The organism is Pedobacter sp. (assembly GCF_965227205.1).
Taxonomy (GTDB): Bacteria; Bacteroidota; Bacteroidia; order Sphingobacteriales; family Sphingobacteriaceae; genus Pedobacter.
In genome coordinates this window covers 1,283,378-1,304,274 of sequence record NZ_OZ245727.1, presented here as the reverse complement: position 1 = coordinate 1,304,274, position 20,897 = coordinate 1,283,378, and the positions used below count along the sequence as shown (strand labels likewise).

General features: G+C 34.4%; 19 protein-coding genes. 15 read left to right on the top strand and 4 right to left on the bottom strand.

Translation table 11 applies throughout. The features are described from left to right. The first annotated feature begins 368 nt into the window (after positions 1–368). From ACO05K_RS05535 to ACO05K_RS05525, 3 genes are all read left to right on the top strand, one after another. Complete coding sequence (locus ACO05K_RS05535; RefSeq protein ID WP_421943458.1) at positions 369–1,817, top strand: arginine deiminase family protein; 1,449 nt, start codon at positions 369–371, stop codon at positions 1,815–1,817. Between the two features lie 72 nt (positions 1,818–1,889). Beyond that, positions 1,890–2,801: a citrulline utilization hydrolase CtlX gene (gene ctlX, locus ACO05K_RS05530; RefSeq protein WP_421943457.1), complete on the top strand. Its 912-nt coding sequence runs from the start codon at positions 1,890–1,892 to the stop codon at positions 2,799–2,801. A gap of 257 nt (positions 2,802–3,058) precedes the next feature. Next, positions 3,059–3,637, top strand: coding sequence for a PhnA domain-containing protein (locus ACO05K_RS05525; RefSeq protein ID WP_421943456.1), 579 nt, complete (start codon positions 3,059–3,061; stop codon positions 3,635–3,637). Between the two features lie 89 nt (positions 3,638–3,726). Here the strand turns inward: ACO05K_RS05525 and ACO05K_RS05520 are convergent, their stop codons facing one another. Continuing rightward, on the bottom strand, positions 3,727–3,960 hold the full coding sequence (locus ACO05K_RS05520; RefSeq protein ID WP_421943455.1) for a hypothetical protein: 234 nt from the start codon (positions 3,958–3,960) through the stop codon (positions 3,727–3,729). A gap of 481 nt (positions 3,961–4,441) precedes the next feature. Here ACO05K_RS05520 and ACO05K_RS05515 point away from each other — a divergent pair, with 481 nt between their 5' ends. The 4 genes from ACO05K_RS05515 (at position 4,442) to ACO05K_RS05500 (ending at position 7,427) form a co-directional block, all read left to right on the top strand. Next, the gene (locus ACO05K_RS05515) at positions 4,442–5,830 is read left to right on the top strand and encodes an arginine decarboxylase (protein WP_421943454.1); all 1,389 of its coding nucleotides are present in this window, start codon (positions 4,442–4,444) and stop codon (positions 5,828–5,830) included. A gap of 112 nt (positions 5,831–5,942) precedes the next feature. Further along, on the top strand, positions 5,943–6,179 hold the full coding sequence (locus ACO05K_RS05510) for a DUF433 domain-containing protein (RefSeq protein WP_421943453.1): 237 nt from the start codon (positions 5,943–5,945) through the stop codon (positions 6,177–6,179). Then, complete coding sequence (locus ACO05K_RS05505; RefSeq protein WP_421943452.1) at positions 6,160–6,519, top strand: DUF5615 family PIN-like protein; 360 nt, start codon at positions 6,160–6,162, stop codon at positions 6,517–6,519. Before ACO05K_RS05510 ends, ACO05K_RS05505 begins: the two co-directional genes overlap by 20 nt. An 8-nt stretch (positions 6,520–6,527) precedes the next feature. Then, a complete protein-coding gene (locus ACO05K_RS05500) occupies positions 6,528–7,427 on the top strand; it encodes a DUF72 domain-containing protein (protein WP_421943451.1) in 900 nt (299 codons plus the stop codon). A 78-nt stretch (positions 7,428–7,505) separates the two neighbouring features. Here the strand turns inward: ACO05K_RS05500 and ACO05K_RS05495 are convergent, their stop codons facing one another. Then, positions 7,506–8,003, bottom strand: coding sequence for a DUF1579 domain-containing protein (locus ACO05K_RS05495; RefSeq protein ID WP_421943450.1), 498 nt, complete (start codon positions 8,001–8,003; stop codon positions 7,506–7,508). Between the two features lie 82 nt (positions 8,004–8,085). Between ACO05K_RS05495 and ACO05K_RS05490 the strand changes: the two genes are divergently transcribed. The 5 genes from ACO05K_RS05490 to ACO05K_RS05470 all read left to right on the top strand — a co-directional run bounded on the left by ACO05K_RS05490 (position 8,086) and on the right by ACO05K_RS05470 (position 14,787). Continuing rightward, the gene (locus tag ACO05K_RS05490; protein ID WP_421943449.1) at positions 8,086–8,799 is read left to right on the top strand and encodes a 3'-5' exonuclease; all 714 of its coding nucleotides are present in this window, start codon (positions 8,086–8,088) and stop codon (positions 8,797–8,799) included. Beyond that, positions 8,799–10,502, top strand: a complete 1,704-nt coding sequence (locus tag ACO05K_RS05485) for an ABC transporter ATP-binding protein (RefSeq protein WP_421943448.1) — start codon at positions 8,799–8,801, stop codon at positions 10,500–10,502. Before ACO05K_RS05490 ends, ACO05K_RS05485 begins: the two co-directional genes overlap by 1 nt. Continuing rightward, the gene (locus ACO05K_RS05480; RefSeq protein WP_421943447.1) at positions 10,483–11,538 is read left to right on the top strand and encodes a sialidase family protein; all 1,056 of its coding nucleotides are present in this window, start codon (positions 10,483–10,485) and stop codon (positions 11,536–11,538) included. The genes ACO05K_RS05485 and ACO05K_RS05480 overlap by 20 nt, the downstream gene beginning before the upstream one ends. 91 nt (positions 11,539–11,629) lie before the next feature. Next, complete coding sequence (rnr, locus tag ACO05K_RS05475) at positions 11,630–13,762, top strand: ribonuclease R (RefSeq protein ID WP_421943446.1); 2,133 nt, start codon at positions 11,630–11,632, stop codon at positions 13,760–13,762. 50 nt (positions 13,763–13,812) lie between these two features. Then, positions 13,813–14,787, top strand: a complete 975-nt coding sequence (locus ACO05K_RS05470) for a polyprenyl synthetase family protein (RefSeq protein ID WP_421943445.1) — start codon at positions 13,813–13,815, stop codon at positions 14,785–14,787. Positions 14,788–14,912: 125 nt separating this feature from the next. Here the strand turns inward: ACO05K_RS05470 and rpmA are convergent, their stop codons facing one another. Further along, positions 14,913–15,323 carry a 50S ribosomal protein L27 gene (gene rpmA, locus ACO05K_RS05465; protein WP_421943444.1) on the bottom strand — a complete coding sequence of 137 codons (411 nt, stop codon included), beginning with the start codon at positions 15,321–15,323 and terminating at the stop codon, positions 14,913–14,915. A gap of 51 nt (positions 15,324–15,374) precedes the next feature. Continuing rightward, on the bottom strand, positions 15,375–15,686 hold the full coding sequence (gene rplU, locus ACO05K_RS05460) for a 50S ribosomal protein L21 (protein WP_010601215.1): 312 nt from the start codon (positions 15,684–15,686) through the stop codon (positions 15,375–15,377). 629 nt (positions 15,687–16,315) lie between these two features. Between rplU and ACO05K_RS05455 the strand changes: the two genes are divergently transcribed. From ACO05K_RS05455 to ACO05K_RS05445, 3 genes are all read left to right on the top strand, one after another. Further along, positions 16,316–17,179 (top strand): GLPGLI family protein, encoded by an 864-nt coding sequence (locus tag ACO05K_RS05455; protein WP_421943443.1) that lies wholly within the window; start codon positions 16,316–16,318, stop codon positions 17,177–17,179. A gap of 75 nt (positions 17,180–17,254) precedes the next feature. After that, positions 17,255–18,226 (top strand): GLPGLI family protein, encoded by a 972-nt coding sequence (locus ACO05K_RS05450; protein ID WP_421943442.1) that lies wholly within the window; start codon positions 17,255–17,257, stop codon positions 18,224–18,226. Beyond that, positions 18,216–20,876 (top strand): carboxypeptidase regulatory-like domain-containing protein, encoded by a 2,661-nt coding sequence (locus tag ACO05K_RS05445; protein WP_421943441.1) that lies wholly within the window; start codon positions 18,216–18,218, stop codon positions 20,874–20,876. Before ACO05K_RS05450 ends, ACO05K_RS05445 begins: the two co-directional genes overlap by 11 nt. The last annotated feature ends 21 nt before the right edge of the window (positions 20,877–20,897 follow it).

Genomic DNA, 20,897 nt, shown 5'->3' with positions numbered 1-20,897 from the left:
TTGGCGTGTGCAATAAACAAACAACATGATGCCAAGGCTCAACGAAACGGTTCGTGAAGACACGAACCATGGCACTATGTTAAGTTATTCAATCACCATATGCTTCGGTCTGTGTCTCCACAGAGACCGAAACTATTCATGAATGCAATGAAATAGTCCGTGAAGACGCGAACCATGGCAATAAATTTAGGCCTTTTAATAAGTACACAATTATTAATACTTACTCTTTCGCTATTGTTCTTTGATAATTGGTGATTGCAACTTGTCTTTGGTCATTGCTCTTTGTTCATTATTCCTTATCTCCGACTTCGGACTCCAAACATCGGACTTTTAAAAAATTCTAATAGCTTTGCAATAACTTAATATTCATGAGCGGAGCAAACCAAAACTTTAAAGTAAACGTAAAAACCGAAATCGGCAGGTTACGTAAGTTGTTAATTCATAGTCCTGATAGCGGTTTAGGTAAGGTTGTACCATCAAAGGCGCAAGATTGGCTTTTTGAAGATATTGTACACCTCGACACCATCCGTAAAGGAGAATATGATTACTATGTAAAATTGTTAATGTATTTCCTCGACCCTGAAAAAATTAAGGGAAAATTAGCGCAAATAGATTCGGAAGAAGCCAACCGAAACTTTTACAAACCTAACCATCCCGATTTTCACAGTTCAAAATCGGTTATCGAGATTCAGAATTTATTAAGCGAAATGCTTGAAAGCGAATCTATAAGAAAAAAACTAGTGGCTGCAGTTTGTGCAATTGAGGGTGTAACGTATAAGGTCCAATTAGAATTAATAGATACCGACCCAAAACAACTGGCAGAAATCTTTATTTCGGGAACATTAGGTAACGACACCATGATTTTCGCTCCCATCCCGAACTTAATCTTTACCCGTGATGTTGGAACGACCATAAACAATTACATTTTATTAAATAAGCCTGCAAAAAAAGCCCGTGTTCGCGAAACGCTTTTAATGCGCTATATATTTTTCAACCATCCGTTATTTGCAGAGTATAGAAATCACATTCTCGAAATACCAGATGTAACGATGCACTTTTTACGCCCTGGAGATGAACCGGCTTTTAGCACCACGCTTGAAGGTGGCGATGTAATGATGGTAAGTAAAAATCATGTACTGATTGGTTGCAGTGAAAGAACGTCAGAACATGGTGCAAATGAAGCCATTAAACTCCTTTTCGAAAACAATGTTGTAGAGAAAGTTACAGTTGTAAAAATTCCGAGTAAACGAGATTATATGCACTTGGATACAGTTTTCACACAAGTTAACAGAAATACCTGGGTAATTTTGAATTCAATTGCGCATTCACCAAAGTACAATCCGCACGAGCCTATTAACTTTTTAAAAGAACCAGAACAGCTGGAAGCAACAACTGCTATTCAGTTTACAAAAACTAATCCCGGCGAACCAAAAGTTTTTGAACACGTAGAAGCTTTGTTAAACGATATTAGTCAGAATGATTTGAAAAGCGATAAGCCTACAAAAATCATTTACAGCGGTAATAACACTTTCCCTTATGATTCACGAGAACAGTGGACAGATTCTTGTAATCTTCTAGCCATTAAAGAAGGCGTAGTTTTAGGTTACGACAGGAATGATAAAACCGTAGAAGCCTTTAAAGCCGCAGGGTTCAATGTTGTTGATGTTAAGGATTTAATTCAGGATTTGGAAAGCGGAAAAGTAGATACTGAAACCATTACCGATACTTTAATTTTAATGCCATCAGCAGAATTATCTCGTGCAAGAGGTGGTTTTCACTGCATGAGTTTACCAATTTTGAGAGACGAATTAAGTTAGAAGTTTTAAGTAATACGTGATACGTTTAGAACACACGACTTAAAACATATAACCTAAAACTTACAACCTAAGATGCAAACAACCAACCACATTTTAATGATTCGCCCGGTTGATTTCAAATTCAACGAACAAACGGCAGACAACAATAAATTTCAGGTAGCCTCCACAGAAAGTGATGTACAAACGCAGGCTTTAAAAGAGTTTGATGGATTTGTTTCATTACTGAGGCAGAATGATGTTGATGTTACAGTTATCGATGATACATTGGAACCTGAAACACCAGATTCTATTTTCCCAAATAACTGGGTTTCATTTCACGAGGACGGATCTGTTTTTCTATATCCAATGTTTTCTGAGAATCGCAGGTTAGAGCGTAGAAGAGAAATATTAGATGAGCTTGCAGAAAAATTTGAGTTAAATTATATTAGCGATTTAAGCTTTTACGAAACTGCAGATATTTTCCTAGAGGGTACTGGCAGCATGGTTTTGGATAGAATAAACAAAATTGCTTATGCATGTTTAAGCATCCGTACTGAAGCAGAAGCATTTAATAATTTTTGTCAGTTAGCTGGATATAAATCTGTTATATTTAATGCGGTTGATGCCAGTGGTTTTCCGATATATCATACTAATGTGATGATGTGTATTGGTGATCGTTTTGCCGTAATTTGTTTTGATTCAATCCCAAATCTGCACCAGCGTGATTTCGTAAGAAAAGTACTCTCATCAACTGGCAAAGAAATCATCACAATAAGCTTAGACCAAATGAATCATTTTGCGGGGAATATGCTTCAGATTTCTAATCGCAAAGAAGAAAGTTTACTGGTCATGTCTGAGCAAGCTTTTCTATCACTTAACGAAAAGCAAATCAATACGCTTGAAAGTTTTAGCAAAATAATTCACGCACCACTTTACACTATCGAAAAAAATGGCGGTGGTAGTGCAAGATGCATGTTAGCAGAAATTCATTTGCCAGAAAAATAATCATATTGTAAGTTATCCTACTAAATCGCTGGCCCGAACGTCATTGCGAGGTACGAAGCAATCCTAAAGCGTTCGCTAATAAACCTAATGTTTTAAGATTGCTTCGTACCTCGCAATGACGAGTTGCTTAAAAAGCCTAATTTAATATCTTACTTTTTTCTCTATCGGCTGGTGTCCCACCTGCCGAAATAAATCTGATTTACGTCACAATCCATTCCAAATAGTTTTATTACTTTCGCCGAAAATCTAATATCTAAATGTCACTATTACAACAATTACAATCACGTTCGGGCAACAAATGCGAATTATGTACCTCAGAAAATGATTTATATATCTATGAAGTACCAACAACAAGCAATGCCAATATTGACAATAGCATTTTAGTTTGCAAAACCTGCTTAGATCAAATTGAAAAGACCGAACAACTTGATGCAAACCATTGGAGAATATTAACAGAAACCATGTGGTCTGAATTTCCGGCTGTGCAAGTTGTAGCCTGGAGAATGTTGAGCAGATTAAGAAGTGAAGGTTGGGCAGCTGATAGTTTAGATATTTTGTATCTGGAAGATGAAAATTTGGAATGGGCTAAGAAAACCGGAGATCATGAATTAGATGGCACGGTAGAATTCCATCAAGATAGCAACGGAACGCGTTTATATGAAGGTGATGCTGTCGTTTTAGTTAAAACCTTGGATGTTAAAGGTTCTACTTTAAGTGCCAAATTAGGTACCGTTGTTAAAAACATTCGTTTAGTACATGATAATACTGAACAAATTGAAGGTAAAGTTGAAGGTCAAACCATTGTTATTTTAACGAAGTATTTAAGGAAAGGGTAAATACTATTTACGTCATTGCGAGGCAAGAAGCAATCTCTAGTAAAATTTATTAATAGATTGCTTCGTGCCTCGCAATGACGATCATTACCCTACCAAACCGGTGGTGCGTAAAAATTCTGCAAATTCTCGCAGTTATAACCAAACTTAGTAAGAAGGGAAACAGCATCGCCAATTTTATCAACGCTTGAATCTATTCTTAGAATTTTATCGCAATCGGCTAAATCTATACTCCATGCAGCACCCGATAATAAATTATTTAAGTGTTGTGCAATTTGTTTTAATTCAATTCCTGATTGAATATTGGTTTTAAATATCGAAATCATAATAGGGATATTTATTGATGTATTGTTAAGGTTTTTAATGAAGACGATTAACAATCAGAATTACTTTAAAAAAAATTAAAATATTTTCAAAAAACTATAGCACAGGGCATTAAAATATATACACCACGCATTTCAACTTAAATAGTTGCACTGAATTTGTAATTTAAACCTGATTGTAGTGAGCACGATTCCCGATTTTTTCTATCGGGATGAGTAAAACGGAAAGCAGGACTAACATTAATTGAAAATGAGGTTTTGCTTTCCTAATCAGCAATTTCTCCTTCAAAAAAACATTCGAAATCTTGTCAATCTACGTCAAGAAATTTTAACAACTAAAACACATTCTGCCAATTACTGTTTAGAAATGTAACGTAAGCTCAATCTGTGTAAAACTATTGCGTTTCTATACAGTAAAAATATTTTTAATAAAGATTAATTCTCGATTTAAAATTACATTTTTGCAAAAATTATTTAAAAGTAAATGCAGAGTTACTCAGAATTTCTTGATCTAAGTGTTGGCTTTCCGCAAGAGGGCTTTGATGTTATAGATGATGAATTATATTTTCAGGATTTAAACCTGATGGAAATGATTGAAACTTATGGTACTCCCCTACGTTTCACCTATTTACCTTTGGTAAGTAAGAAAATTCAGCAAGCGAAAATTCTTTTCCAGACTGCCATTTTAAAGAACAACTACCGTGGTGATTACAAGTACTGCTATTGTACTAAAAGTTCGCACTTTAAGCATATTGTAGAAGAAGCGCTGAAGAACAACATCCACCTGGAAACTTCTTCGGCTTTTGATATGCCGATGGTTGATGCTTTGGAGAAAAAAGGTCATTTAACAAAGGATACAACGATTATTTGCAACGGCTTTAAAACCTATCAATACAAGCAATATATTATTGATATGTTGCACGATGGTTATAAAAACATTATTCCGGTATTGGATAACAAAGAAGAATTTAACCTTTTTGATGATGAAGTTGATATTGATACGCCTTGTAATTTAGGTATTCGTATTGCGGCTGAGGAACAACCAGATTCGCAATTCTATACTTCTCGTTTAGGTGTGCGTATGGAAGATATTATTGAGTTTTACAACAATAAAATCGTTCATAACCCTAATTTCCGCGTTAAGTTATTGCACTTTTTTATCAACTCTGGCATTACCGATTCGCCTTATTATTGGAACGAATTAGAGAAATATGTAACGCTTTACTGTAAGTTCAAAAAGATTAACCCTGATTTAGATACTTTGGATATTGGTGGTGGTATGCCATTTAAAGATTCGTTGGTTTTCGATTTCGATTACGAGTACATGGTAAACGAAATTGTAAAAAGGATTAAAGAAATTTGTGCTATACACGATGTAATGGAACCTGATATCATTACCGAATTTGGTAAATATACGGTTGCTGAAGCTTCTGGTATTTTATACAAGGTTTTAGGCAGAAAACAACAAAACGACCGTGAGCGTTGGTTAATGTTAGATGGTTCTTTCATTACTAACTTACCTGATGTTTGGGCTTTAAACCAAAAATATATCTTATTACCGATTAACAATTGGGATGCAGAATATGAACGTGTGAACTTGGGTGGCATAACTTGCGATGGGCAAGATTATTACAATCAGGAAGCGCATATGAACAGTGTATTTATGCCAAAAACGCGTAAAGTACAGTATTTAGGTTTCTTCCATACTGGTGCGTACCAGGAGGTTTTAAGTGGTTATGGAGGTATTCACCATTGTTTATTGCCTAGTCCGAAGCATGTTTTAATTCGCAGAAACCGCGATGAAAGTTTCAACTTTGAGGTTTTCGGTGAGGAACAGAATAGTAAACAGGTTTTGAAGATTCTGGGTTATTAATTGTGTTGCCTGTTTCCAGTTATAGGTTACGGGCTCTAAATTTATAAAAGCTAAAAGCGCTGAGATGATACTTGGCGCTTTTTTTGTTTATTAATATTTGTTATATTTAGATATGAAAAGTCAGGAAAGTAAATTATTAGAAAGAATTACATTCATCCCTGGACTAATGGGCGGTAAGCCAACAATTAGAGGTAATCGTTTTACCGTAATTGATATTATGGAACTTCTGTCATCAGGAATGACACACCAACAAATTTTAGAGGAGCATCCCATCCTCGAGGCTGATGATATAAAGGCTGCTTTAGTCTTTAGCACAGAACAACTTAGGGATGAATACATTTACGAATGATTGGGAATTTTGGTTAGATGAAAATATCTCACCTATCATAGCTAAATGGCTAATGGACGAAATCAATATTAAATGTATTTCGTTTCACTTCTTAAAATTGAATAAAACATCGGATATTGAAGTTTACAATCTTGCTCGAAGCAAAGCAAATGTTATTATCATATCAAAAGATTCTGACTTCCCTGAACTTGTTGCTTGGAAAGGAACTCCACCAAAGTTAATTTTCCTGAGATTTGGTAATTGTTCAAACAAACAGTTTTTCGAAAAATTAAAAACTCAAATTTATGATGCTATGGAAGAACTTATCTATGGAGATTTGGATATATTTGAAATAAAATAAAGACTAACATGCAATTCGGTAAAGTAGACGACCCATCGATTATAGATTTCAAACTTCCTGCAGATGCTCCTCAAACGGAAGAAATTTTAAAAGCCAATAAGCCTAAACAGGTATTTGAAGCTTATGTTGGCTGCGCAAAATGGAATAAGGCAGATTTAAAGGGTTTCTATCCAAAGGGGACAAAAGATGAGTTAACGTATTATTCTACTCAATTTAATTCTATAGAACTTAATGCTACGTTTTATGGAATGCCAAGTAGCGAACAGGTAGTAACATGGACTCAGAAAACACCAGCAGATTTTAAATTCTTCCCCAAGCTAACCAATACAATTAGTCATTTTAAAAGATTGATTAATGTAAAAGAGCCAGTTGAACAGTATTGTGATGCCATCAGTAATTTTGAAGACAAATTAGGAATGGCTTTTCTGCAACTACATGATAATTTTAAACCAAAAGATTTCGACCGTTTGAAAACCGTTATCAAGGAATTTCCAAAGGTGATTCCATTAGGAGTAGAAGTTAGAAATGAAGAATGGTTTTCAAATCCAACTGTAGCAAATGAGTTTGCAGAGTTGTTTCGGAAAAATGGTATTGCAAATATAATTGTAGATACAGCCGGGAGAAGAGACATGTTACATATGCGCCTCACAACGCCAACTGCCTTTGTTCGTTATGTAGGTGCTAACCACGAAAGTGATTACAGTAGATTGGATGAATGGGTTGAACGTATTGCTGAATGGAAAGCGCAAGGATTGCAGAACCTTTATTTCTTTGTGCATCAAAACGTAGAATTGGCTTCGCCTCTATTATCGGCATATTTTATAGAAAAACTTAACAAAGCTATTGGTACGGATTTAAAAATCCCTGTTATGGGAAATGGTTTATCACCGGCACCTACTTTGTTTTAGATAATTGTTGTCTTTCTGAGCTTGTTGAAGAATCAATTATTTGTATTTCGACAAGCTCAATAGGACAAGCCTCAAAACTTAACTTCGCTTCAATATGGTTTCTGTTGCCTTTGCTTCTTCACCTTCTGGTGAAACGTTATAAGCCGTAAGTACAATTTCATCTTTGCCGAATATCTCTAATTCAGTTCTCCAACCCCATAACTTGTCTCCATATTCTGGACTACCATAAGTTCCTAAAATAGAGAAACCTTTTTCGGTTGCGTCTCCACTTGAAAGCATAATTTGCGTACCCATGTGAAAACTGTCTATCCAGCTTGCTGTAAACTTTTGGTAAGGAATGTCGAAGCCAATTATCATTTTGCCAAAGAAAGCTTTTCCATCCAGACTTCCTTCATAATCGTAAGAAATAAATCTATCTCCTAGCAATGAAGTTATTTTCCCACTTGTGAGAGATTCATCTGCAAGAACATCTTTTTCAAACCAGGTTTTAGTTTGTCCTTGCCATTCGCCTATTAAATTTTTTAAGGTGTTATGGTCGCCTTCTTCAAGCGATATTTCAAATTTACTTTTAGCCATAAATCAAACCTAAATAAATAATATTTCAGTTTTGAAAATTGATAATTGTTTTTTGATAATTATTATTTCACTATCTTGTTATATGCTAAAAACACTGGATCTCAATCAGGTAATGGTTATTGATATTGAAACCGTACCGCAATATGCTACCTTTAGTGATGTACCTCAGCATTTGCAAGACCTTTGGGAACAGAAAACGCATTACCAACGTTCGGCAGAGCAAAGTGCTGAAGATTTTTACGAAAAAGCCGGAATTATGGCAGAGTTTGGAAAGATTGTTTGTGTGAGTTTAGGCATATTTTATGCTCAGGACAAACAACCACACTTGCGGATTAAATCCATATATGGGGATGACGAGATTAACATATTAAAAGATTTTTCAGAGTTACTTTCAAAGCAACCTGCTTCACAATTATTTTGTGCACACAATGGTAAAGAGTTTGATTTCCCATACTTATGCAGAAGGTTTTTGATTAACGGAATCGAGATTCCAAAACAACTTGAACTCTCTGGCAAAAAACCTTGGGAGGTTGGCCATATTGATACGATGGAACTTTGGAAATTTGGCGATTATAAGCACTATACATCTTTAAATCTTTTGGCAGCAATTTTAAACGTACCAACCCCAAAAGATGATATTGATGGCAGTATGGTAAGGCAGGTTTATTATGAGGAACAAAATTTACCTAGGATTGTAACTTATTGCCAAAAAGATGTAATTACCACAGCTCAGGTACTTTTAAAATTAAAAGGATTAGATATAATTTCAGCAGAAAACATTACAATTGTAACCTGATGCTGAACGTAAGTAATTTAAAAATTGATTTCTATAACAGAGATGAAAAATCGTGGTTTAATGCTGTAAAAACAATAAGCTTCAATGTTAAAGAAGGAACTGTATTAGGAATTGTCGGAGAATCTGGCTCAGGCAAATCTGTCACTTCCTTTTCAATTATGCGTTTACATGATGAACGCTCTGCAAAAATATCCGGTGAAATTGATTTTGAAGACATAAGTTTACTCAATTTAAGTTCAAACGAAATCCGTCAAATCAGAGGAAATCAGATTTCGATGATATTTCAGGAACCAATGACTTCCTTAAATCCGGTTTTTACCTGTGGTGAACAGGTTGCAGAAGCCATTATTTTACATCAAAAAACAGATAAGAAAACTGCAAAAGAACGTACAATTGCACTTTTTAACGAAGTTCAATTACCACGACCTGAAAAAATATTTGACAGCTATCCTCATCAAATTTCTGGCGGACAAAAACAGCGAGTGATGATTGCAATGGCATTAAGTTGTAATCCAAAGCTTTTAATTGCCGATGAACCAACTACTGCTTTAGATGTTACGGTTCAAAAAACAATTCTTGAGCTCCTTTTAAAACTTAAGGAAGAAAGAAATATGGCGATGATATTTATTTCACATGATTTAGGTGTGATTAATGAAATTGCCGATGAAGTCGCGGTGATGTACAAGGGCAAAATTGTTGAGCAAGGTCCATCCAAAGTAATTTTCAATAATCCAACACATCCATATACTAAAGGATTACTTGCTTGCCGCCCCTCGCCTGCTTTGAAGCTTAAAAGACTTCCAGTAGTCGCTGATTTTTTAACTGGAAAAATTGAGGATGCAAATGCGCATTTAAATGATAAAAATCAGATTACAGAGCAGGAAATTACTACACGAAGAAATGGTTTATATTCTAAATCTTCATTATTAAAAGTTAGCGAGCTTTGTACTTGGTATCCCATTAAAAATGGATTTTTCTCCAAAGCAAAAGATTATGTAAAAGCTGTTGATTCTATCAGTTTTGAAGTTTTCCCGGGTGAAACTTTAGGTTTAGTGGGTGAATCTGGTTGCGGTAAAACAACCTTGGGCAGAACAATTTTACGCTTAATTCAACCTACTTCAGGCAATATTTATTTTGATGGAAATGACATTACAAATATTGACAAAACCGCACTGAGAAAACTTAGAAAAGATATTCAGATCATTTTTCAAGATCCTTATGCATCACTAAACCCAAAACTAACCATAGGCCAATCTATTTTAGAGCCGCTAATCGTACATAATCTCTTTAATAATGATGTTGAGCGGAAACAAAACGTTTTAGAATTATTGCTTAAAGTTGGTTTAAAAGAAGAACATTATAACAGGTATCCACATGAGTTTAGCGGCGGACAAAGACAGCGTGTAGTTATTGCCCGTGCTTTAGCTTTAAAACCAAAATTTATCATTTGTGATGAATCTGTATCTGCTTTAGATGTTTCTGTACAGGCACAAGTTTTAAATTTGCTAAAGGATTTACAAAGTGAGTTTGGTTTAACTTATATCTTTATTTCTCACGATTTAGCTGTTGTAAAACATATTTCAGACCGCATTTTGGTAATGAACAAAGGTAAAATTGAAGAGGAAGGTTCTCCAGAAGATATTTTTTATGCTCCAAAAGCAGCTTACACTAAAAAATTAATCGATGCTATCCCAGGTAGTTAAAAATTTAAAGTTTGTAATTATATTATTGTGTTCATTTATTTGGCTTCAATCGAGTGCACAGAAAAATGATGTTAAAATTATTGCTTCGAACTACATTTTTGAACATGCGCCATTTGAAGCCTGTCATGCATCCACAATAGTAGAGTTAGATAGAAATTCCATTATGAGCGCATGGTTTGGCGGAAAGCATGAAGGTAGCAAAGATGTTTCAATATGGACATCAATTAATCAAAACGGCAAATGGAGTTTGCCAATAGAAGTAGCGAACGGGATTCAAAACGATACTTTGCGTTTGCCATGTTGGAACCCGGTTTTATTTAAGGCTAAAAACGGAGTGCTTTATCTACATTATAAAGTCGGACCAAATCCCAGAGAATGGTGGGCTGAATATAAAACCTCAAATAACAATGGTAAAACTTGGTCGGATGCAAAAAAATTAGCCGAAGGATTTTTAGGTCCGATAAAAAACAAGCCAATTCAAATCAAAAATGGAGAAATTTTATATCCATCAAGTACAGAAAGTTTGGATGAGAAAAAGTGGATTATTCATATCGAAAAATCTGATGCTAAAGGTAAAAACTGGAGAAAAATAAATATTGATTGTGATACATTTGGTGTTATCCAACCATCAATATTAACTTATCCTAATGGTAAACTCCAACTGTTATGCAGAAGCAGACAAAATGTAATTATAGAAAGTTGGTCTGTAGATAATGGCGAAACCTGGACAAAGTTAAAACCAACTACATTACCAAATCCAAATTCTGGTAGCGATGCGGTGACTTTAAAAGATGGAAGACAACTGCTAATCTATAATCCTCTTGAAGCAGGAAAAAACTGGTGGGAAGGGCGTTCAGTTCTGAAACTAGCCATTTCAAACGATGTTAAAAATTGGAAAAACATTTACACTTTAGAAGAACATCTCAAAGGAGAATACAGTTATCCGGCAATTATTCAAACAAAAGACGGCGCTGTTCATCTTAGCTATACATCGCTTAGAAAAAAAATAAAATATGTAAAACTGAGGTTGGATTAACCATTTTCAAGCATCATCAATCTGACATTTTACATCAATAAACAGCCTTTTTTGCATCTTTTCTGTATCTTCGGTAAAATACAATTACCATATGGCAAAGAAAAAATCTGCAAATATAAAATTAGTTCTGAATCAACTGGTTAGTGATGTTTTCGAAAAAAACAGCAATCAAGCGCTTAACTACAAACAGGTTTCTGCCAAACTGAACCTTACCGATCAAGAATCAAGAGAAACCATTCTCGAAATTTTAAAAGAAGGCAAAAGTGCCGGTATTTATTTAGAGCCTGAGAAAGGTAAATTCAAGCTTAAAGAACTTCAAAGTTTTATTATCGGAACTGTTGATATGACAGCCGATGGCTCTGCATATATTGTACCCCAAGATGAATTTGAGAAAGATGTTTTCGTTGCGCCACGTAAATTAAAAAATGCGCTACATGGCGATACCGTTAAAGCTTACGTTTTTGCAAAGAAAAACGGCAGAAAAAATGAAGGTGAAGTAATAGAAATTATCAAAAGAGCAAAATCTGATTTTACCGGGGTAATAAAAGTTTCGGATAGATTTGCCTTTGTTATTGCTGATGATAAAAAAATGCTTCATGATATTTTTGTTCCGCTTAGCGATATTTTAGGTGCGAAAAATGGTCAAAGGGTTTTGGTAAGTTTAACTGATTGGCCAGAAGGCGCAAAAAATCCGATAGGAACAGTTAAGCATGTTTTAGGAGACCAAGGCGAGAATAATACGGAAATGAATGCCATTCTTGCTCAATATGGTTTTCCATTATCATTTCCACCTCAGGTAGAAAAAGAAGCTAATGCAATTCCCGAAGAAATACCTTCAGCAGAAATTTCAAAAAGAAAAGACTATAGAAATATATTAACCTTCACCATTGACCCGGCTGATGCGAAAGATTTTGATGATGCAATTTCTTATCAAAAACTCCCGAATGGAAACTATGAAATCGGCGTACACATTGCCGATGTTTCTTATTATGTTGAGCAAGGAAGCGAGCTAGATAAAGAGGCATACAGCAGAGCAACTTCGGTGTATTTGGTTGATAGAGTTATCCCAATGCTACCGGAAAGATTAAGTAACGGTGTTTGCTCTTTACGCCCGAATGAAGATAAACTTTGTTTTGCTGCAATTTTTGAGTTAGATGAACAGGCAAACATCAAATCTGAATGGTATGGCAGAACAGTAATCCACTCGGATAGAAGATTCAGTTACGAAGAAGCACAAGAAGTTATTGAAAATAAATCTGGTGATTTTGCCAATGAAATCTTAAAACTAAACGAACTGGCTTACATTTTAAGAGATAGAAAATTTAAGGAAGGTGCCATCAGTTTTGAAAGTACCGAAGTTAAATTCAAACTCGATGAAAGTGGCAAGCCAATCGGTGTTTATGTAAAAGAGCGAAAAGATGCCCATAAATTAATTGAAGATTATATGCTTCTGGCAAACCGAAAAGTAGCAGAATTTATCGCTAAAAAAGCCAAAGGTAAAAACAAACTCACGTTTGTGTATCGTGTCCACGATTCGCCAAACATGGAAACATTAAATACTTTTGCAACTTTCGCTTCAAGATTTGGATATAAAATCAACACAAAATCTGATAAGGAAATTGCTAAATCATTAAACCATTTAATGGCTGATGTTGAAGGTAAAAAAGAGCAGAATATTTTAACATCTTTAGCAATTCGCTCAATGGCAAAAGCCATTTATACCACTAAAAAAACAAGTCACTACGGTTTAGCTTTCGAATATTATACGCATTTCACTTCCCCAATCCGTAGATATCCTGATGTTATGGTGCATCGCTTATTGCAAACTTATTTAGATGAAGGAAAATCTGCAGAGGTTGAATTTTATGAAGTTGCAAGCGCACATTCATCAGCTATGGAAAAAAGAGCTGCTGAAGCAGAACGAGCTTCAATAAAATATAAGCAGGCAGAATATTTGGAAGAAAATATTGGTACTGCTTATAAAGGCATCATTTCTGGTGTTACAGAGTGGGGAATGTACGTTGAAATTGAAGAAAACAAATGCGAAGGCATGATTCGTTTACGCGATATATCTGATGATTTTTATGTGTTAGATGAAAAAAATTACTGCATAATCGGTCAGCGTAAAAAGAAAAAATATCAATTAGGAGATGAAGTAATGATTAGAGTAAAAAAAGTAGATTTATCGAAACGACAAATTGATTTCACTTTAATTCAGGATTAAAAGGTTAAGTAAAATTAGTAAACATTAAAAACTTCCGTTAGTAGAATAAAATGCGCAATACAGTAGAATTACAGCAAATTTTAGAAGATGCAATTCAAAACCTAAAATTCCCTGAAAATCCTAAACAGCTTTATGAACCAATAACTTACATTATTAATTTAGGCGGCAAAAGAATCCGTCCGTTGTTAGTTTTAATGGCGACAGAATTATTTGGAGAAGATGCGAACAAGTCCATTCATGCGGCAATGGCTGTAGAGGTTTTCCATAATTTTACGCTTGTACACGATGATATAATGGATAATGCTCCTTTACGCAGAGGCAAAGCAACAGTTCATGAAAAGTGGAGTACAAACATTGCTATTTTAAGTGGTGATGTAATGATGGTTGAAGCCAACAAAAATTTAGCAAAAGTTAACCCCATATTCCTTAAAGATGTTCTAGATACTTTTAATACGACTGCTCAAGGCGTTTGCGAAGGCCAGACTTTAGACATGGAATTTGAAAATCGTGATAATGTAACCATTGATGAATACATTAACATGATTAGATTAAAAACGGCAGTTTTACTTGGTGGGGCATTAAAACTGGGTGCAATAATCGCCAACGCATCAGAAAAAGATGCTGAGCTGATTTACAATTTCGGAGAAAACATTGGTATTGCTTTTCAATTACAAGATGATATTTTAGACGTTTATGCCGACCCGGAAAAATTTGGAAAACAAGTAGGCGGCGATATCATTGCAAATAAGAAAACGTTTTTGTTGCTAAAAGCTCTAGAATTAGCTGATGAAGAAAAGCTAAACACCCTAAAATATTGGATTGCTTCGGACGATTTTGATACCAAAGAAAAAGTGGAAGCCGTTACAAATATTTATAATTCGTTAAACATTCCTGATATAGCAAAACAAGCTATGGAAGCATATTTAAACAGAGCACTTGATTATATGAATCAAATTGATGTTGAAGAAAGTGCTAAAGAAACCATTTTAAGCTTAACCATGAATTTAATGGCAAGGCAATATTAGAATCACAATTAAGATTTTAAATCGCTGCAATAATTGTGGCGATTTTTTTGTTTCAAAAATCGCTGTAAAACAAAAAAGCTTCCGAATAATTTCGGAAGCTTTTCTATAAATATGATTTTTACTAATTATTCTGCAGTTGCAGCTTCTTCAGTAGCCTCGTCTTTTTTAGCAGCTTTTTTTGCTGGTGCTTTTTTAGCTGGTGCTTCAGCAACAACTTCAATAGCAACCGCTTCTTTCTTTACAGCTGTTTTCTTAGCAATTGCAGCGTCGATTTCAGCATCAGTAATAGGAAGAATAGATACGTAAGATTTGTTATCTTGTTTCTTTTTGAAAACTACAGTACCATCAACTAAAGCAAATAAAGTGTGGTCTTTTCCTAAACCAACATTTTTATCTGGATGGTGTTTTGTTCCGCGTTGACGTACTAAAATGTTTCCAGCGATAGCTAACTGACCACCGAAAATTTTAATACCTAAACGCTTACTATGCGATTCACGTCCGTTTTTCGAACTACCGGCTCCTTTTTTGTGTGCCATTTTCTTATATTTTGTAACTCGCTAAAAGCGAATTATTAGGTTAACAATTAATTATAGAGTGATGTCAGAAATCTGAATCTTGGTGAAGAATTGGCGGTGACCATTTTTCTTTTTGTAACCTTTTCTACGTTTCTTGTGGAAAACGATTACTTTATCACCTTTTAAATGAGATACGATAGTTGCTGAAACTTTAGCACCTTTAACTGCAGGAGCTCCTACAGTGATTGCACCACCATTATCAACCAACAATACATTATCAAATTCAATACTAGCGCCTTCATCTCCTTGCAATCTGTGTACAAAAAGGTGCTGGTCTTTAGCAACTTTAAATTGCTGTCCTGCTATATTTACTATTGCGTACATTGTTTAAATATTAGTTTTATAATTTTTATTTAACGAGGTGCAAATATAGAACAAATTCAATTAACACACAAACACATATCAAAAATATTTTTCAATTAATCTTTCGGGGGTATGATTTACAGGATTTAATGATATAAAATTGGTTTGCCTAAACTATATAAAGGTATTTGAAAAGCAGAGTACACTAATACTTCAGCTCCTTCTGCCCTGCCATCCGCTTTACTTGCCTCTTAAAAAAAATCGGCTGCGTGTTCGCTCCTGTCAGGTTTAATTTACGCAGGCTGGTATTTCTATTATTGTTAGCACCAAGCAAATTGCAATGGGTTGGTGCTGCCTTTGTTTCTAAACCCGATTGAACAAAAATACTTTTTGTAGCACAGTCATCCTGAGCTTGTCGAAGGATTAGGTTCATACTTGAAGGCGCCTCGATAAACTCAGCGTGACAATATTAATTACTAACATAGACAAAAAGATTTCAGTGAAAGCGGGACTGAATACCTCCACTAATTACTGAACATTCATTTTCAAATTAAAAATCCTTTGGCTAAAAATTATCATTAGTTAAAAAATGTTAAATCAATTTAATATTACGAATATTTCGTAGTTTTACGAAACATAAATAATAGGATATGAAAAAATACACACTTTTAATTGTCTTGGGTATAGCTTATACAAGCAGTGTATATGCTCAAAAGCCAGATAAAGTATTAGCCAGAGTGAGATATACATATACTAATGTACTCGACACAATGAATACAGGTAAAACAAGAAGAGAAAATATGCTGCTCTTTTTAGGAAAAAACACTTCGCTTTATACTAGTTACGATAAGCTAAACCATGAAATTCAAAGCGATATGAGATTTAGAGCTTCGATAGCAAATAAGGTTGGAAATGGCAGACCGCAAGCTATTGTAATGGATACTAAATCTTCTGAATGGATGACCACCTCATCTAACCTATATTTTATAAACGAAGATAAGTTTTTTGTAAAGGAGGTTATTGCGCTCCAAAGCTATTTATACGAAGAAAATACACCAAAAATTGCTTGGAAAATAATGAAAGATACGCTAACCTTTTCGGGATTAGCTTGTAAAAAAGCTACTGCAATGTATGATGGAAAAAACTGGACGGCTTGGTTTGCAACAGAAATTCCTTTTCAATCTGGTCCGTGGAAATTAATTGGTTTGCCTGGTTTAGTTGTTGAAGCCTATGATGAAAATAAACAAATACATTTTCAGTTTGCAGGATTAGAAAACGCTAAAGATGGAGAACACCAACGCATTGATGATGTAACCAAATGGCCTACTGCAAAGCCTGGAGATTACAACCCTATTGACCAATTAGTTGGAAGAGATGTTGGTCCTGCATATTTTGAAGGAATAATTCAACTCCCTCCCAATGCAGTTAAAACAGATAAAAAGAATTTCGATAAACTAAAAGCAGCTTTCAAAAAAGACCCGAAAGGCTTTGTGAAAAGTATGTACAACCATTAATAACAATTAACAAACATATAAACACGTGTTTAATTACGAAAAAATCGTAATTCTACGAAACTAAAAAACTACATTATGAAAAGAATTTGCACAACATTATTGGCATTAGCAATTGGCTTAACTGCATTTGCACAAAAACCAGACAAAGCTTTATCAAAAGTGAGCTATAATTTTATCCATGTACAGGATACAAACCAAAGAGATAAGCCTTATACCGAAAATATGATTTTGGTAATTGGTAAAAATGCATCGGCCTACACCAGTTTAGATAAGATAACCCAAGCTGCCGTAAGAAGAAAAAGAATTGAAGAAGCAGTGAAGGCACAATCAGAAAGTAGTACAAACACACTAAAATTAGACGGAAGTGGAATTAAAAAAACATCAAATATTGATTATTACAATTTCATTAGCGAATCTAAATTTTTCACAAAAGAAAGATTGGTTAATAATTATTTAGTTGAAGAGCCAACGCCAAAGTTAAACTGGAAAATAAGTAAAGATACCTTAAGCATTTCTGGCATTCATTGCCAAAAGGCCACAGCTTATTTTAAAGGCAGAAATTGGATTGCCTGGTTTGCAACAGAATTACCATTTCAAAGCGGTCCGTGGAAGTTAAATGGATTACCTGGTTTAATTGTAGAAGCTTACGATGACAAAAAAGAGGTTCAATTTCTTTTTGCCGGGATGGAAAAAATTGAGCCAATAATTGAAGTGGTGAAAACCAATGAAGACAAAGAGCCAAAAATCATCACATCTGGTGGAAATATAAGTGTTATAAATATAGTTGGTTTGGGTGAAGCAGAAAATCAAAGTCTATTAAATGGCGACATCAGTTTACCTGCGGATGCAATCAGAACCAGTAAAAAAGATTTAGATAAACTAAAAGATGCCGCAAAAAAAGATCCGATTGGTTTTATGAATGCGCAAATGGCAGGCCGAGCTTCTGGAGTTTCGTTTAAAGCTACTTCAAGTGTTTCAACACAATCAACCGCACAAAAAACTATAGTTAATAACCCTATCGAATTGCCAGAGAAAAATGAAAATTAAACTGACAATTATCTTCTGCTTTTTTGCCGGAATATTCTCTGCTTATGCTCAAAAACAAATTAAGGGCACAGTTAAAGATGCAACTGGTGCAGTTATCTCTTCGGCTAATGTTAATTTAAAAGATGCTGATGGAAACATTTTAAGTTATACCAGAACCAACGACAAAGGAGAATTTACAATTAATCATAATGCTGATGAGAGTGATGTTAGCGTAGAAGCTACATCAATTGGCTACGAAAAGCAAATGGTAAAACTTACTGAATTTCGAAAAAACCATCAAATTATTATGAAGGAAAGTAATATCAGCCTGAAAACGGTTGTGGTAAAGAATCGACCTGCATTAACTTTAAATGGCGATACGCTTGATTACAAAACTTCTGATTTTGCTGATAAGCAAGACCGCTCAATTGGTGATGTAATTAAGAAAATGCCAGGAATTACTGTTGAGGAAAATGGTAAGGTTAAGTATAATGATAAGCCGATTTCTGCCCTTTACATTGATGGAGATAACGTTTTGGACGATAAATACGCTATTGGAACTAAAAGTATTCCGCATGGTGCTGTAGATAAAGTGCAAGTTATTGAGAAAGACCAACCGATTAAAATGCTGAGAGAAAACAATATGAGTGAGGATGTGGCTCTTAATCTGGTTATTAAGGATGATGCAAAACTGAAAGTTATGGGAGATTTTAAAGTTGGTTTAGGTACTCCAGATAGATTTGATGTAAATGCCAATGCTATGATGTTTAAAAAGAAAATCAAATTTATTAATAACCTAAAAGGAAATAATATTGGTATCGACCCTGGGATAGACTTAACCTCTTTTAATTTAGAAGATTATTTGAAACGCCTTGAAAATGATAAACCTGCAGGATTTCTTTCTGCAGGGGCGGCCGGAGTTCCTACCCTACCGCAATCGAGAACTTTATTTAATAAAGCCGGATTGATTAATCTAAACAACCTTTATAAGATAAATAATGATTTACAAGCGAAAGTAAATATTGCTTATTTATACGATGTTAGAACTCAAGAGTATGATAAACTATCTGAGACTTATTTATCCGGACAAACCATTAGATATACTGAACAGCAATTAAATTCTATTAAGCCTCAAAAGCTACAATCAAAGTTTAATTTATTAGCAAATGCAGATAAATATTATTTCAACAATACTTTGATGATGAATTATAGTCCGACAAATGTGACTTCGAAAGTAATTACGAATGGAATTGAGGCACAGCAAGCATTACGCCAGGCAACTTTCGATTTATCGAATGAACTTAATTATAGAAAGAAGCTAAAATCGAAAAATACATTTAACTTTTATTCGTATTTAAATAGAACTACTCAACCAGAAAGATTAAATATTAGCCCGGGGCTGAATGAAGATATTTTAAATAATGGTAATCCTTTTGCAGGCTTAACACAATATATTAAGTTGCCAACCTGGTACACAAACAATTACACCTCATTTGGCTTGGTAAAAAATGCTCTTACTCAAACTTATAAAATTGGCATTAACATTCAGCAGCAAGAATTAAATTCAGAGTTATACCGCATTCAAAATAATAGCAATGTAGAACTTGTTTCTGAAACGATGACGAACAATTTAGATTGGTTGAAAACAAAAATTTACACCGATGCAACCTATGATTATAATGCTGGAAATTTTAAAGCAACACTTAATTTACCAATCAGTTATAACTTTATAAATTATAGTGATGATGAGAAAGCCCTAAGTAATAGTTTAAGCAAGTTTTTTGTAAATCCTGCTTTGAATATTAAATATCAAACCGGAATTGAAAATTACATTACGGCAAGCTATAGCTTTAAAAATGATTTAGGTGGAATTGATGATGTTTATCGGGGAACAATTTTAAGAAACTACCGTTCTCTCTTTTCTAACAATGCTCCAATCTCTGAACGTAGAACGCAATCTGCCAGCTTAAGTTTCAATTATAAAAAAGCAATACAAATGATATTTTTTAATGCTAGTTTAGGTTATACAAACTCTACAAGAAATACTATTTCTGCTTATACATTAACAAATAATATTCAGCAGCGTATTGTTTTACCTCTAATTAATGATGTTAAAAGCCTTAATGCAAGCATATCCGGAAGTAAGTATCTCTTTGCTTTAAGAACAACGGTTAACGCAGGCATAAGTTACAACGATAGCAAGTTTGACCAATTGCAAAACAATGAATTGTTACCTTTCACTTCTCAAAACATTTTATACAAGGGTGGTTTCGATGCGAAAGTAACAAATTATCTAAACTGGGCTTACAACGCTTCATACAATGTTAATACGAGTAAATCTGAAGCTGTAGAAGCCTTAGAAACAGAGAATAAACAACTAAGGCATCAGTCAGCGATTACCGCAACCCTTTTCAAAAGTTTGTTCATGACATTATCTGCTGAACATATTTTTACCAGACAGGTTGCACAACCAGACTTGAATTACGTTTTTGCTGATTTAAATTTGAGATATAAATTTATCAAGCTTAAAACGGATTTAGAATTTAGCTTAACAAATATTGCTAACATCAAAATATTCGAGGCCAACTTTATCTCTGTAAATTCATTTACATCGGGCACTTATTATATACCCGGAAGAGTTGCAATGGTAAAGGCAACATTTAGCTTTTAATGAAAAAGGCACTTTAGTTAT